General features: G+C 32.3%; 12 protein-coding genes. 8 read left to right on the top strand and 4 right to left on the bottom strand.

Features of this window, described 5'->3' with window-relative positions; translation table 11 throughout:
• Positions 1–127: 127 nt before the first annotated feature.
• From BUE22_RS04735 to BUE22_RS04725, 3 genes are all read left to right on the top strand, one after another.
• On the top strand, positions 128–1,030 hold the full coding sequence (locus BUE22_RS04735; protein ID WP_073393938.1) for a LytR/AlgR family response regulator transcription factor: 903 nt from the start codon (positions 128–130) through the stop codon (positions 1,028–1,030).
• Positions 1,031–1,132: 102 nt separating this feature from the next.
• Positions 1,133–2,287 carry an acyltransferase family protein gene (locus tag BUE22_RS04730; protein WP_073393937.1) on the top strand — a complete coding sequence of 385 codons (1,155 nt, stop codon included), beginning with the start codon at positions 1,133–1,135 and terminating at the stop codon, positions 2,285–2,287.
• Between the two features lie 280 nt (positions 2,288–2,567).
• On the top strand, positions 2,568–2,858 hold the full coding sequence (locus tag BUE22_RS04725; protein WP_073393936.1) for a hypothetical protein: 291 nt from the start codon (positions 2,568–2,570) through the stop codon (positions 2,856–2,858).
• Between the two features lie 41 nt (positions 2,859–2,899).
• Here the strand turns inward: BUE22_RS04725 and BUE22_RS04720 are convergent, their stop codons facing one another.
• A complete protein-coding gene (locus BUE22_RS04720; protein WP_073393935.1) occupies positions 2,900–4,513 on the bottom strand; it encodes a reverse transcriptase domain-containing protein in 1,614 nt (537 codons plus the stop codon).
• 411 nt (positions 4,514–4,924) lie between these two features.
• Here BUE22_RS04720 and BUE22_RS04715 point away from each other — a divergent pair, with 411 nt between their 5' ends.
• The 5 genes from BUE22_RS04715 to BUE22_RS04695 all read left to right on the top strand — a co-directional run bounded on the left by BUE22_RS04715 (position 4,925) and on the right by BUE22_RS04695 (position 9,438).
• Positions 4,925–6,304, top strand: coding sequence for a hypothetical protein (locus tag BUE22_RS04715; RefSeq protein ID WP_073393934.1), 1,380 nt, complete (start codon positions 4,925–4,927; stop codon positions 6,302–6,304).
• A gap of 222 nt (positions 6,305–6,526) precedes the next feature.
• Positions 6,527–7,480, top strand: coding sequence for a hypothetical protein (locus tag BUE22_RS04710; protein WP_073393933.1), 954 nt, complete (start codon positions 6,527–6,529; stop codon positions 7,478–7,480).
• A 45-nt stretch (positions 7,481–7,525) separates the two neighbouring features.
• Positions 7,526–8,089 (top strand): hypothetical protein, encoded by a 564-nt coding sequence (locus BUE22_RS04705; protein ID WP_073393932.1) that lies wholly within the window; start codon positions 7,526–7,528, stop codon positions 8,087–8,089.
• Between the two features lie 29 nt (positions 8,090–8,118).
• Positions 8,119–8,682, top strand: a complete 564-nt coding sequence (locus BUE22_RS04700; protein ID WP_073393931.1) for a Crp/Fnr family transcriptional regulator — start codon at positions 8,119–8,121, stop codon at positions 8,680–8,682.
• Positions 8,683–9,048: 366 nt separating this feature from the next.
• A complete protein-coding gene (locus tag BUE22_RS04695; protein ID WP_042563744.1) occupies positions 9,049–9,438 on the top strand; it encodes a RidA family protein in 390 nt (129 codons plus the stop codon).
• Between the two features lie 295 nt (positions 9,439–9,733).
• On the opposite strand, the gene BUE22_RS04690 is transcribed toward BUE22_RS04695, so the two are convergent.
• From BUE22_RS04690 to BUE22_RS04680, 3 genes are read right to left on the bottom strand one after another with little or no spacing between them, the layout of a single operon-like run.
• On the bottom strand, positions 9,734–11,518 hold the full coding sequence (locus BUE22_RS04690; RefSeq protein ID WP_084540225.1) for an IucA/IucC family protein: 1,785 nt from the start codon (positions 11,516–11,518) through the stop codon (positions 9,734–9,736).
• 9 nt (positions 11,519–11,527) lie between these two features.
• Complete coding sequence (locus tag BUE22_RS23865) at positions 11,528–12,124, bottom strand: GNAT family N-acetyltransferase (protein WP_073393929.1); 597 nt, start codon at positions 12,122–12,124, stop codon at positions 11,528–11,530.
• Between the two features lie 11 nt (positions 12,125–12,135).
• Positions 12,136–14,535: a GNAT family N-acetyltransferase gene (locus BUE22_RS04680; RefSeq protein ID WP_073393928.1), complete on the bottom strand. Its 2,400-nt coding sequence runs from the start codon at positions 14,533–14,535 to the stop codon at positions 12,136–12,138.
• Between the last annotated feature and the right edge of the window lie 163 nt (positions 14,536–14,698).

Here is a 14,698-nt window from a genome sequence, read left to right as displayed (position 1 = left end):
TCCGTTTCAATCTTTTATTTTTTTAAAGAAAAAAAATAAAAGGATTTCCACTTCTATCAGGGCTAGGACACCCGTTTTCATAACAACTATTTTTGTACTTTTAATCCCAAACAAAGCCAAATATTCCATGCCATTTTACATCAATAAAGAGCATTTATTAAACGAAATTGAATATCCAACCCGATATCAGCCAGAAAATCTCCTGAAAAGTTCTGCGATTGTATTTGCTTCTATTTTTGTATTTCTTTTATTATTTGCGCCATTTGGCGTTTATGAGCCTGAATTTAGACTTAATTATTTTTTGATTTGTTTTTTTCACGCTTTTTCGCCTGCATTAATCTTGTTTTCATATTTCGGAACATACAATTACATCACACGGAACCAACTCAAAAACTGGACATTGCTGAAAGAATACATTCACGTTGGCATTTTTTTGCTTTTGTCCGGAATTGCCAGTTTTTTAATGCGCGATTTAATATATAATAATCCAAATAACTGGTCATGGCGTTATTTGTATGAAGAAATACGAAACTGTTTTCTTGCCGGAATCCTTTTTTATTTTTTCCTCAGAATGGCTGGTTTTTATTTTAAGTCAAAAAAAGGATCTCCTTTTGTGCTTCAGTTTACTCCTCTTGAAAACAAAACACAAAAAACAGCAGTATCTCCTACCCTTTTTATCAATACCCAAGTCAAACAAGATGATTTTACTTTAAACTTAGAAGATTTGCTATTTGTAAAAGCCGATGGAAATTATATCGAACTCACAAAGTCAAACAACGAAGAAGCTACCGTAGAACTCAAACGAATTTCGCTCACACAATTCGAAAAACAAATCGCCGATTATCCGCATTTTTTCAGATGCCACAGAACCTATTTGGTTAATATGTTTAAGATCGAAAAAGTAAGTGGAAATTCTCAGGGTTACCTTTTATCTTTTCCTAATACCAATGCAAAAGTTCCCGTTTCCCGAAACCAGATTGAGAGTTTCAACAATTGTTACAACCAACTCCGAAACCTGCAGATAGCTTAAGCTTGTCGTTCGTCACAAAAGCTTGTTGGTGATAACAAGGTCGTTTACAACTGTCTTTTCTTGTTGTAGGTTTGTCCTCAGAAACACTAAATCAAATCTGTTATGACAACCCAAAACGCAACTTTATCTAAAGATTTGCAAGAACCAAATCAGCTCGTTTACATTAGCAACATCAAAATACTATTGACCATCTTGGTTATTTTGCACCACACTTTTATAGCGTACAGCAATTCAGACGGCTGGTATTATACAGAACCCACTACTATTTTTGGCGTGCTTATTCCGGTAAAAATGTTTATTAGCGTCAACCAGTCTTTTTTTATGGGCTTTTTCTTTATGCTTGCCGCCTATTTTACCGATTCATCTTTTACCAAAAAAGGCACTTTTAAATTTATCACAGATCGTTTAATCCGTTTAGGAATTCCGTTAGTATTTTATTCCCTTGTAATTTCTCCTTTTACGAGCTATCTCGTGTATTATTTTGCTCAGGAACATCATATCACCTTTTTGCAGTATTTAAGCGGTTACGATACCTGGATAGATGTTGGCGTAATGTGGTTTGTATTGGCTTTGTTGGTTTTTACCTCTATTTATGTAATCGCAAAAACGGTTTTCAAGATCAGTTTCGAAAACACATTGCCCGTTCCCACATCACGAAACATACTTTTATTTGCATTAATATTGGGACTTGTAAGTTTCGCCGTTAGAATTATATTTCCCGTAGGCTGGGTTCTCAAACCATTCGGATTTCAATTAGGTCATTTCCCGCAATACATCGCCTTTTTCATCATCGGATTATTGGCTTCCAAAAACAATTGGTTCCAACAGCTTTCAGAAAAAACCAGAAAACGTCTTACCCTTTCTTCATGGTTGTGTTTGGTCTTTTTTCTTGTCTTTTTCGTGATCAGACTCACCGTAAAAATGCCTGTAGAATGGTATTCCGGAGGTTTTCACTGGCAACAACTACTCTACGCCATCTGGGAACAATGGATCGGACTATCAATTTTAACCGTCCTTCTCATCAAAGGAAGAACAAAATGGAATCAATCAACGCCATTGCTTGCCAAATTATCCCGTTACAGTTTTGCAACTTATATTTTTCATCCCGTAGTCATTGTCGCATTTACCCTGGCCGTAAGAAACTGGTCTGTAGATCCTGCTGTAAAACTTCTGGTAGTTTCACCGTTGATAGTTGTGGGGAGTTTTGTTTTTGGGGGATTGTTGGTAGCTATTCCGGGAGTTAAGAAGATTATTTAAATCATCAATCAAAAAACGGATTTGTTAATTGTGGAAAGCTCAACTTTTATTGGTTGGGCTTTTTTTATTTAGTGTTTTTTGTAAAACCCGTATAAATACTTGGTCTGTTGGTTTTATTTAGTGGTATTCTTGTTGGGAATAAATATTTGGTGAGATTATGGTTTTCCGTAAAGTGGTTGATTATTAAATATTAATCTTTGTTGTGCTAATCAATGAATTAAAAATTATAAAATTAAATTTTACTAACAAATAATATAATACTAACTAAAAATTTATTAAAATGGGACTTATCACAAAATCAGATCTACATTACAAAGATTATACATGGACAACAGTTTTAGGAGATGATCCAACGGTATCAGGAGAACCTGACAATACTTTATTAAGCAGAAAAGAGGGATATGAAATTTTATATTTTGTAAATAAATTTTCAGAAAAAAATAATTTCAAAAACAAAGATTCTGCTATAAAAGTTGAAAAAATGATTAGAAATGAAGTTCCAAAAGAAACGAGAAGCCAAAAGGACATTAAAACTTGGATTGAGCAAAATTGGACAAAAAGTAAATTCTAAAAAATATTTGATAGCATGGATTTACAATCCGTGCTATCTATTTAGCTTACATTTAAATATTTATTAATAGCTGAATAAGCAATATGTTTACTTTTTTTAATCTGTTTTTGAAAAGAATTTGTGTCAAATTCGTTGCAACATCGTTTAATATAGCTATGATAATTAGCTTGCTTTTTATTTTTTCGCTCACTAAATTTAAATTCATAAAATCCTCTATCATTTAAAACAAGATTATATCTCATTTTCTTATTAACTCTTTTTTCAGTCAAATCTCCATCTCTAAATTTTACTGGTAGATTGTAAATTTTTCTAACTTGATTTTTAAAAATTGCTTTTTTAGCGTGAGGATTTTCTTCAAGCAATTTTAAAGTTCTTTTACTTTTTCTTTTGACAGTTGAAATAATTTTTCTGTAATATTTTGCAAGATTAGTAGATTTTATACCAGTATGATAGCCTCGAAATTCAAAACCTAAATAAGACATTGCTGATGAAATTTCTTTTCCCTCTTTTAAAACTCTAAAACATTCTAATCTTTCACCATCTTTATGACTTACATTTTTAAAAACAAATTTTTCTGTTTTATCTGTGCTTATTTTTATTTTATATTTTTTAATTAAATCATTAATATCCTTTTCAATCTCATCACAAAGATTTTTTTCACATACAATAAATATATCATCTGAATATCTTCTATAATAAATATTTTGAGATTTTACCCAACGATTAACAATGTCTAAATCGAAATCAAAAAGATAAAGATTAGCTAAAACGGCACTAATTGGTAAACCTTGAGGTATTCCATTTTTAACAATTTTACCATTATCTAATTTTTTTGAGAATGGATTTGAGTAAATAGGTAATTTCCCTTCCTTTATATAATTTCTAAAATCTTCATTTGACTCAAAAAAGCATCTAAAACCTTTTGTTTTACGAATATTAGCTAATTTACTTTCGTCATAAGGTGCTTTTTTACCATTCTTGTTTTTTTTAATTCTTAAATCATCTAATAAAACGTATTTAAAATTTGTACACGCTTTAAAAACATTATAATGATCTTTAGGCAAATTTTCATTTTCATATAAAACCTTTTCCCATTGCTTTTTTAAGATTTTATGATCTAAAGTAGAAAAGAAACTTTTTAAATCAATAGCTAAAACACCTACCTCATTATTATTTCGAGTTCTATTTTTAATTTCATCAAAACATTCTTTTGCAAAGTGAATATTAGACTTGCCAATACCTGAACCTTCAAATGTTTCAATTTTTCTATATGCAATTACAGCTTCATCTTGTAATGGTTCATTTTTTAATAATTTTTCATATTTATCTCTTAATATACTTGCATAATAGCCATATACTAAAGCATCCATATGACTTGCATAATGTAGTGGTCTATCTTTTGAATTTCTAACAGGATGAGAAGTTTTTATACGATAATGTGTGTGTCTTCTCTTGTCAGTAGTGAATTTTTCTAAATTCCCTTTTTTAAATTTTCTATCAGAAAGTATTGTATGAATTAATGGATAAAAAGCATAGCTTTCAACATACTTTTTATTAGTGATTTTTTTTACTGTTTGAAACCAATTATTTCCTAATTCTAAGGATGGAGATAAATGTATATAACCTTTTTCTTTTAGCCAACTTGGTTTATCCATAATAGAAATTAAAAAAGAATCTGCGATCAGCAATAGCGTTAATAAATTACATACTTCATAAAATGAATTGGACCGGTACCCAATTACTGAGTCATTGGTGATGCGAGTAAATATATAAGAATGTCTATGAAATATCTAATTAATGTGCTAACTTTGCTGGTATCGTGTTTAACGAACGAACCAAGTATAATACTAATTGAAATAATAGTTCTTCTATTAGAGGGTAGTTTAAAGCTAAACAGCCCAAGATTTGTTAAATCTCATTTCCTAATATACCTTTTTGTATAATAGTAAAACAGAATAAAATTCTGTTTTTTGATCCACTCAGCTGTAATTTACTCATCACGCAGATTCTTTTCAAATTTAACATTAAAATTCATATATTCGGTATCTTAACTATAAAAAGATTTTATGTCCGAAATTAAACCTGGAGAACTTATCGTTTTCAAAACACATCCATTTATAAATGATCTTACGAATGTTAGAATTGCTGCTTACTCCGAATATACTTCACCTCTATTAGTAGTAAAAGAAATAAAAGAAAAATCTTTTGATAAAGAAAATGGTAGAGATATTGGACAACAACTAAACTGCATTTACTACAATTCAAAAGATGGTAAATTTATAGATAAGTGGATTAGTAGCAAATTAATAAACAAAGTATTTTTCTCTGTGGTGGATCATAAATTACTTTCAGAATTTGATTTTAAAAAGAAACTACTTGATTCAAATAAAGAACTTTCAATTAGAAATTACGAAAATCTAATTAAAGAACATTACTTAAACAAAAAAGTGATTTTAAAAAGTGTAGATATAGAATTATTTAAAATTAAAGTTAACCGTACTAAAGAGAATGGAGAATTAGTAGAAACAAATCATTTAGAGTTTTTACCTCCTCTAATGTCAGTTATTGGATTTAAATTTAATGATGAAAAAAATAAATTTTCCGAGAAAACTGGTTTACCAATGATAGAATTAAAATGTAAGTGGTACAATTCTAGCGCTAAAACATTTTCAGAATCTTTCTTTCCAAGTGAGATCCTATATTCAGTTAAAGATGTAGAAGATTTATTTCCAGAAAAAGACCTACTTTCTGATATAGCTGAATCAATAGAAGAAAATTCTTTTTTTAATTTACCAATAATTAAACCTTTTAACTTAGAAGGAAACAAAAACAGTACAGTTATAAATTATAGTATAGGACGCTCTGAATCAATTATTTATAAGCACTATTTTTATCAAATGAATTATTTTGATTACATAACACAAAATAAATCTGTCATTACAATTGATAATGATCAAGTTTTTAATAAGATTACAGAAAATACCATCTTTGGAAAAAAATATCCTGATTACATCAACGGCTTTAGATTAAAAATAATCGATTGTGCTTTTAGTATTGATTCTTATTATTTAATTATATATAAAGACGCATATAAAAATATTACTAAACGAATTGTAAAAATTTTAGAATTATATATTTATGTAAAAGATTTTAAAGCATTTAAAGATACTTATAAAAATTTAAGCTCATGGACTCTTGATAAAAATCCTTCTTTTATTAATTACAATTATCACAATGACGGAAATATATTTATTCATTTAGAGGGAGAAATAATTCCTTCTAATACTCTACCAAAAACAGTTTTTGAAGATCCAAATGTAGAAATAATATTAAAAACAAATTGTCTTCTAAGAAAAGGAAAAATTCGTAATTTTAAGATTAATAGTATATTGGAAGTCCAAGAAATAATAGATGGTAAAACTCTTTTTGAAGAGGATTTATTTTAATAAATATTATATAGCTCGGATTTACAATCCTTGCTCGCAAAGTAAATCACATTTTCAAAATGCTAAGTTTTTTTTATCGTTGCGGGCACGGATTACAAATCCGCGCTATCTTACCAGAAATAAGGAATATAATTTGATAATCATATCTAAAAATCATCCAAAACCACAACATCCAAAATTCCCAATAATTTTCCCTAATTTAGTTTCCACAACTAAAACTTCATGGAAACCATTCTAGCCTACATAGACCTACTCGGTTTTACCAAAATGATCGAAAAAGACCATCAAAAAGCAGAGGAATTGCTTTTGAGGTTTTATGATATTGCTTTTGAGAGTATCAACGATGATAAAAGGCTAAAAGGCAATATCTCATCTGATTGTTTATTGGTTTATTCGACCAATTATTCGGTGCTAATTAATTGTCTTGCGAGTATTTACAGACAGTGTTTTCTTCAAAATGAAACTTTGCCCGATCCTAATTTCTATTTATTGCCCAGAGGTGCTGTGAGTGTTGGCGCGATGACGATTGGCGAAAGAGATACTTCGGTCAGTATTACCAAAGATTTTATGATTGGAAAGGCGTTGGTACATTCTTCAAAATTGGAACCGCAAATTAAAGGCAGCCGACTTTTGATTGCCGTAAACAGTAACGACGAAAATCAGGTTTCAGAATTACTTCAGAATAAAGAAATCAATAGCGTTTTGTACCAAAACTGTACGTTTAAATTCTGGCCGGGTTATAGTTACGTCGATGCGTTATGGTTTCTGGATCTCAACAAAACGCCCGAAGAGCAAAAGAAAGAAGTCCTTCAACTTTTGCAAATCGCCCTAAAACTGACCAAAAACAACAGTAAAAACGCAAAAATCGCAGAACATTATATCAACATGCTGAGAATTGGTTTAATAAGCTACTCCCGATTTATCGAAAACGGAAATGATCCTGTTTTAAAAACCATTATTACCGAATTTAAAAACGGTCAATATTGGTTTTTATGGCTTACGGTTATCGAAATTTCCCTAAATCGAAAAACCGAAAATCCCGACGCCGACTGGTCTTATATTCTGGCTTTTTATAAAAAAGTAAGTCTCGAAAAAAGCTGGGTTCACGTCATCGAAGAAATCAACAAACCCGAAAAAGCGTATCTTAAAAAAGCCTTCAAATTATTTTTAGGATAGTTTCTATAAATTTGTATTTTCGTCTGGCAAAAAACTGAATCTCATATGAGAAAATTTCTATTTCTGACGATTTTACTAGTTCAATATTCTTTTTCGCAATCTCAATACGAGAAAAATGCTCAATGCATTCGAACAAAAAACCTTTCAGAAAAAGAAAGATTAACTCACTTTCCTTTTTCTAAAGCTGCACAAATCAAAATTATTTCTTTTAAAGACAAATCTGACGGTACTTTGGGACATGATCTCATGAATTATATGAATTCCATTGTAATCGGAAAAGATACATTGGCATCAAACTTATATGACGAAATTACTAATTTGACTCCACAACAAATAAATCAATTAACAGATATTATTTTTAATTACTCACATAAAAAAGAACCTTATGCAATAGCACAAGCCGGATGTTACATGCCAAGAAACGCGATCTTTTTTCTGGATGATAACAACACAATAATTGCCTGGCTTGAACTTTGTTTTGGCTGTGATAATTATAGAACAAGTGATAAGAAATTAACTATTGGTGAATATTGTGATCAAAAATACGATATGCTAAAATCAATTTTCAAAGAGGCAAAAATTCAATATGGTATTACTATAACTGAATAGAAAATATTTCAATAACTTTGGCTTCTACTATGCAGGCAAATCTTAGAGAACATATCGAAAAAATAATTCCGCTTACTGATGATGAGTTTGCGTTTGTGGCTTCTCATTTTACCACTAAAAAATTCAAGAAACACCAATTTTTAATTCAGGAAGGCGATCCTGTTAAGTATTCTTATTTTGTTATTTCAGGACTTTTAAAGTTGGTTTATACCGATAATTCGGCCAAGCAGCACATTGTTTCTTTTGCTATGGAAGATTGGTGGGAAAGCGATTATTATGCCTATTTTACACAAACCGAAGCCACATTATCACTCGAATGTCTGGAAGATACTGAGGTGCTTTGCTGTACGCTCGAGGATTATAAAAAGCTTTGCGATGGTTTGCAAAAAATGGAACGCTTTTTTCTCGAAAAAGCCACTTCCGGTTTTCTGGGATCGCAGCGCCGTATTATTTCCTGGCAAACGTCAAATTCTAAAGAAAGATACGAACAGCTTCTTAAACAATATCCTTTACTTTTTCAGCGTGTTCCAAAAAGCCTGATTGCTTCATATCTTGGCGTTTCCCGCGAAACGTTGAGCCGTTTATCTTCTTAAAGTTTAGTTTCCGTTTTCAGTCTCAGTCTCAGTTATAATTGGGCTGAAAAATTGGTTTCACGCAGATTTTGCAGATTTCACAGATTTCATTAATACTTTCTTCTTTCTTCTTTCTTCTATTCTCTATTCTCTATTCTCTATTCTCTATTCTCTATTCTCTATTCTCTATTCTCTATTCTCTATTCTCTATTCTCAAAATGTGACATACCTCACTTCATAATCGTGAGAAATGTCAAGAGCTTTTTCCTGATGTTATACCCAACTTTGCAGTATTAATTTTAAACTGTAATCGTGAAAAAAACATCAAAAATTTTAGTATTACTACTATTAACCGCGATGCCAATATTCGCACAAAAAGCTAAACAAATGGAAAAAAGAATCATCAATCCCTGGGAGTGGCAAAATGAACGTAGTTATAACCAGGCCGTAGAAGTTAAAAATCCGGAAGGAACATTGTACGTATCAGGACAAGCAGCCGTGAACGCCGATGGAACTTCAAGCAATGAAAACATGGAATCGCAAATAAAATTGGCCCTGAATAATCTTGAAACGGTAATCGCCAAAGCCGGATATGAACCTAAAGGAATTGTCAGGTTAACTATTTATACAACCGCTACCAATGAACTTTGGCCCCATTTCAATATCATTCAGGATTGGATTGCCAAACACGGTGTTCAGCAAGCTACAAGCTTAATGGAAGTAAAAAGCCTGTTTGAAACCCTGAAAGTAGAATTTGAAGCTACTGTAGTGAAATAATTATTTTCTGAAAGATAAATAAGCTGTGTTTTTAATGAAAAGACACAGCTTATTTTTTGTTTTAAATTTCCCTTCGTTCTTAATAAAACTTAAAATTTTAAAAATTTTCGATAAAGCAAAAACCAACTTCACGATTTGATCGTATGTAAGGGTAAGACGACGTTTCTGAATGAGATAAATTCAATAACGAGATAAAGTTCAACATTGTCACGTTTTTTGGAAAGACATTGAAATTTATCTTATGCCTGAATTGTCGTCTTATTTTTTATTCACAAAAAAACTTTCGGGAAATATTTTAAACAACCGGAATAAACGCCGCAACAGGATTCTTTAATTTCCCAACAAACTGAAGACTCTCAATAGGATCTGCTAAATCTAACATTTGCTTATTATTTCGCAATTGCAAACGGTTTAAACAACAAGCATCAAACTCAGAAACAAACAAATTGTATTTTTTGAATTGCTCTTTTAAATGTGGCTGATCTTCCTGATATTGCGTTATACAATCTGCAACGCACGACCAGAAATCTTCTTCAGAAAGTGTTTTTGATTCTGCTAAAATGGCTGAAAGAAAACGGAAATAAAACTGAAAAACATCATTAAAAAGACATAATACTTTCAACGGTTCTTTCATGTTGATGTGAATGCGTTTTACTTTTTCCGGTAACGGAATTTCTCCATTAAAAACCATTACTTCTTCGGTAATATCTTTCATGATTGCTTTTAAGGGAACGTGATTTTCTAAAACCAAAATCAGGTTTTCGCCATGTGGCATAAAAACCATTTCGTGCTGGTAAAAACAATGCAATAATGGCGACAGATAAGCGTTGAGATAACTTTTAACCCACAATTTGGCGCTAATTCCCGATTCTTTTATCAACTCACTAACAAAAGAATTCCCTGACTGATCCACATGCAACAGAGCAGCCATTGTCATAATCTTTTGATTTTTAGACAATTTCGGTATCGGACTTTCGCGCCATAATGTGGCCAGCATCTTGTTATGCGGAATACTTCGGCCCAAAGGCTCGTATAAAAAATTGCGATAACCAAGCGTTGCAACTTCGCCTAATAATGTAAATCCTTTTTGTTGCAGATACGCATCATTTTCAACCAGATTCGCCACCCATTCGGTAATTGCAGGCGTACTTTCCATATAATATGGCGAAAGTCCGCGCATGAAACCCATATTGATAACAGAAAGTGCTGTTTTTGCGTAAAATTTCTCCGGCGAAGAAATATTAAAAAACGTTCTAATCGATTGCTGTGCAGAATATTCGTCTTTTCCATAACCCAGACAAATCAAATGTGCTTCAGCAACATCCGGAGCAAAAATCAAAGCCAGTTTATTAAACCATTGCCACGGATGAACGGGAAAGAAATAATAATCTTCAACATTTAAATTTTGAGATTGTAAAACATTTTCGAATCGTGAAATTGTTTCAGCATCTAATTCCTGCTGCAATACTTTTTGATAATCTAAAGTTTCAATTGCCGTAAAAGTAGCCTTGCTCCTATGCCCTGCCAGCCATAACAATTGTACAGGCGCATTGGCTTCCGGAGAAAAAGCCGCAAAATCATCAATATTAAAACCGTTTTTACCGCTATTGGCCACAAAACACGGATGCCCTTCTGTCATCGCATGTTCAATGATTTGGTAATCAAGATCTAATAAATCTTTTGAATTGTATTTTTCGTTCGCAATTTTATATGCAGTGCTGTACAACGTACTTGTAATTTCTTCTAAGTACGTTGGTAAAAGGCTTTCGCCTATGCCTAAGTGATCTTTAAATTCAATTATAAATTCTAATAAACGCAATGGAGATTCAATCCCGTTTTTTGTCTTTTTAATTGATTCAATGGCAATTGACCAATGATTTAAGGCTAAAATTGAAGCTTTAAAAGTATATTCAACTGTTTTATCAGGCGAAGAAATACTATATAAATTATCGCTTTTTAAAACAGGAACAATCAGTAATTCGTGTGCAAATTCACTTAACGTTTTTTTGAGCAAAAGCGCATTGGCTTTGTCCCAATTTTGTTTTGTTAAGTGCTGTATATTCTGGGTTGGTGTTTCCATTTTCATAAATTAAACCGATTGTAATGCCTTGTAATAATCTTCACGGGTGCAAAACTCTAAATGCGCTTTTTTGTGTGGTAATTCTAAAACGTGTTGAAATACAAATCCTGCTCTTTTATTCAGTAAATGAATTTTATGATTTCTTGCGTCGGGTTCAACCACAATACGCTGGCTTTTTGAATCTGAAAAAATGAAGTCTAGAATTACGGTAAAAATATTCCAGGTAAAATTCGGGATTACTTTTTCTGACGGCGCGACCAGTATGTGCATACCTTTATCGCCTTTTTGCGATTCGTAATATTTACCTACAATATCATTTTGAGGATCGTAACATTCTAATAAAAAAGCTACTTCCTTATTAAAAACGCCAATATAAACCTGCGTTTTTTCCAGAATATTGTAATATGTATTTTTTACTTCTTCTACAGAAAAACCATTCATTTCCCAATAAACGGCATAATCGCGATTGACCCAATTGTGAATCAACGGAATATCGTTTTCCATATCAATTGGTCGCAGCTCAAAAACACCTAAACCGGGAATCGTTTTTACAAAAACAACATCTGTCGCGACATCATTTTCCGGATGCGTTATTATACTATTCATCTGTTAAGTTTTTAAGCGATTATTTTTTTATACGGCGCAATTGGGTTTTGCAGTTTTCCCTGAAATTGTAACAACGCCACAGGATCGTCAAGATCGATCATGGTTTTGTTATTGTTCAATTGCAAACGGTTTAGGCAAGACAATTGAAATTCATTAGCAAACAAATCGTATTTCTCAAATTTTGCTTCCAAATGCGGATTAGCTTCCTGATAATCAGAGATACATTCTGCCACCAATTCCCAATAACGATCTTCAGAATAATTATCACTCGTAACCAAAATGGCAGACATGAAACGGAAAAATCCATCAAAAACATCAATAAAAATCGATAATAGTTTTACGTCTTCGGGAACTTCAGCATAAATTCTGTCTATGTTTTTCGGGATTTCTACGTCTGGATTTAAAATCACAGCCTCTTCGGTAATATCTTTCATGAAAGAACGCACCGGAACGTGATTTTCTAATCCTAGAATCAGGTTTTCGCCATGTGGCATAAAAACCAAATCGTATTGGTAAAAACAATGTAATAACGGACTCAAATAAACTTTGAAATATTCTGAAAGCCATGAATCTATTGATAACGAAGAAGCTTTTATAATTTCTGACAATAATGAATTTCCATCTTTATCTAAATGTAAAAACGCTGCCATTGTCATTAATTGCTCGTCGTTTTTGAGTTTCGCAACCGGACTTTCTCTCCATAATGAAGCAATCATTTTGTTGTATGGATTGTGTTTTCCAAAGCTTTCAAAATACGGATTGATGTAACTTACAGAAGCCACTTCGCCCAACATTCCAAAACCAACTTTTTGCAGATATTCGTCACCGCTCAAAAGCTGATCTAACCATTCGGCCATTTCCGGCGCAGTTCCCAAATAAAATACCGGTAAACCACGCATAAAGCCCATATTCAGGATTGAAAGTGATGTTTTGGTATAGAATTTCTTCGGATTACTTAAGTTGAATAAGGTTCTGATCGATTGTTGTGCCTGATATAAATCGGGTCCGTAACCCACACAAATCAATTTTCCTTTGGCAATTTCTGGCGAAAACAAATTAGCCAGTTTATTGAACCATTGCCACGGATGCACGGGAATAAAGAAATAATCATTCGGATTTTGTCCTTTTTCCTTGATTGTAGTATTAAATTTTGAAATGGTTTCTGCACCTAATTCCTGCTGAATCAAAGTATCGTAATCCAATTTTTTTGTTCCCGCATAAACCGTTCTGTCACGATGTCCGGCAAGCCATAAAATTTTGAATGGGTTTCCGGCTTCGGGCGCATAGGCTTTGTAATCCATGCTGTTGTAGCCAATTCTTCCGTTGTTGGCCACAAACCCAGGATGACCTTCCATCATAGCTTGTTCAATGGTTTGAAAATCAGAATTGGCCAATGATTTTGAAGTAGAATTTTCCTTTAATAATTTATAACAGCTTCCGTAAAGTGTGCTGATAATTTCTTCGATATACGACGGCAATAATTGTTCTGAAATTCCTAAACTATTTCTGAATTCCTGAATAAAATCAACGGCATCCAAAGCTTCCTTTTTTTCATTTTTGTATTTTAAAATAGAATTTACTTCTATATTTAAATGATTCATGGCAAGCTCTTGCGCCTTAAACGTATATTTCACCGAATTATCATCAGAAACCAGTGAATATTTGTTTGTGTTTTGTACGCCAAATTCTAAAACGGGTTCGATTAAAAGCTCGTGCGAAAACTCACAGATGGCTTTTTTAATCAATAAACGATTGGCTTTTTCCCAAACTTCGGGCTGTATATGTGTAATGGCTTTTTCGGGAAATTCTAATTGATTTTCGGTATTCATTTCGGTATAATTAAGGTTAAATGAATCTATTTTTTTGATGAATTGTTCTCGCGTACAAAAAGCAAGCAAGGCTGTTTTATGTGGTAAATTCACAACATGTGCATCTTCAAAACCTACGCGGTGACAGATGTCGAACATTTTTTTGTTTCTGATATCCGGCTCAACCACAATACGCTGAATGGTTAAGTCCCTGAAAACAAATTTCATAATGCTCGAAAAAATATGCCACGTAAACTGATGCACTGGTTTTGTTGACGGCGATACAATTACATGCATTCCGCAATCATATTCCTGAACGGCATAATAATTTCTGATTATATCTTGTTTTGGATTGTAACGTTCCAGTAAAAAGGAAACTTCACCATTTACCAATCCGATAAAAACATCCGATTCTTTGGTTATTTTTTCATATTCCAACTGAACTTCTTCTAAATTTTTTCCCTGCATACCCCAATATTGGGCATAATCACGATTGACCCAATCATGAATTATCCTGGCATCAGTTTCCAATTGCAACGGACGAAAATCTATCGTACCGAAATCCGGAATTGTGGTGCTATAAATAGGATTATATGTATTCATTTTTATACTATTTTAAATTAATATTTACTTCATTCGTAAATGAAGTTTGCCACGAATTACACTAATTTTCACTAATTAATTAAGCGTAACGATTTGTGGCAATTGATGAAATTCGTGGCAGAAATACTTTGCGTAGACGTACTGCTGTGCGCCTCTACGATAA

The sequence above is a fragment of the Flavobacterium pectinovorum genome (assembly GCF_900142715.1).
Classification (GTDB): Bacteria; Bacteroidota; Bacteroidia; order Flavobacteriales; family Flavobacteriaceae; genus Flavobacterium; species Flavobacterium pectinovorum.
This window is presented reverse-complemented; position numbering and strand designations above follow the sequence as displayed.

Excerpts from the sequence above, each read along its gene's own strand:
- BUE22_RS04735 (WP_073393938.1), top strand. The coding sequence starts at position 128 with ATGCCATTTTACATCAATAAAGAGCATTTATTAAACGAAATTGAATAT.
- BUE22_RS04730 (WP_073393937.1), top strand. The coding sequence starts at position 1,133 with ATGACAACCCAAAACGCAACTTTATCTAAAGATTTGCAAGAACCAAAT.
- BUE22_RS04725 (WP_073393936.1), top strand. The coding sequence starts at position 2,568 with ATGGGACTTATCACAAAATCAGATCTACATTACAAAGATTATACATGG.
- BUE22_RS04720 (WP_073393935.1), bottom strand. The coding sequence starts at position 4,513 with ATGGATAAACCAAGTTGGCTAAAAGAAAAAGGTTATATACATTTATCT.
- BUE22_RS04715 (WP_073393934.1), top strand. The coding sequence starts at position 4,925 with ATGTCCGAAATTAAACCTGGAGAACTTATCGTTTTCAAAACACATCCA.
- BUE22_RS04710 (WP_073393933.1), top strand. The coding sequence starts at position 6,527 with ATGGAAACCATTCTAGCCTACATAGACCTACTCGGTTTTACCAAAATG.
- BUE22_RS04705 (WP_073393932.1), top strand. The coding sequence starts at position 7,526 with ATGAGAAAATTTCTATTTCTGACGATTTTACTAGTTCAATATTCTTTT.
- BUE22_RS04700 (WP_073393931.1), top strand. The coding sequence starts at position 8,119 with ATGCAGGCAAATCTTAGAGAACATATCGAAAAAATAATTCCGCTTACT.
- BUE22_RS04695 (WP_042563744.1), top strand. The coding sequence starts at position 9,049 with ATGGAAAAAAGAATCATCAATCCCTGGGAGTGGCAAAATGAACGTAGT.
- BUE22_RS04690 (WP_084540225.1), bottom strand. The coding sequence starts at position 11,518 with ATGGAAACACCAACCCAGAATATACAGCACTTAACAAAACAAAATTGG.
- BUE22_RS23865 (WP_073393929.1), bottom strand. The coding sequence starts at position 12,124 with ATGAATAGTATAATAACGCATCCGGAAAATGATGTCGCGACAGATGTT.
- BUE22_RS04680 (WP_073393928.1), bottom strand. The coding sequence starts at position 14,535 with ATGAATACATATAATCCTATTTATAGCACCACAATTCCGGATTTCGGT.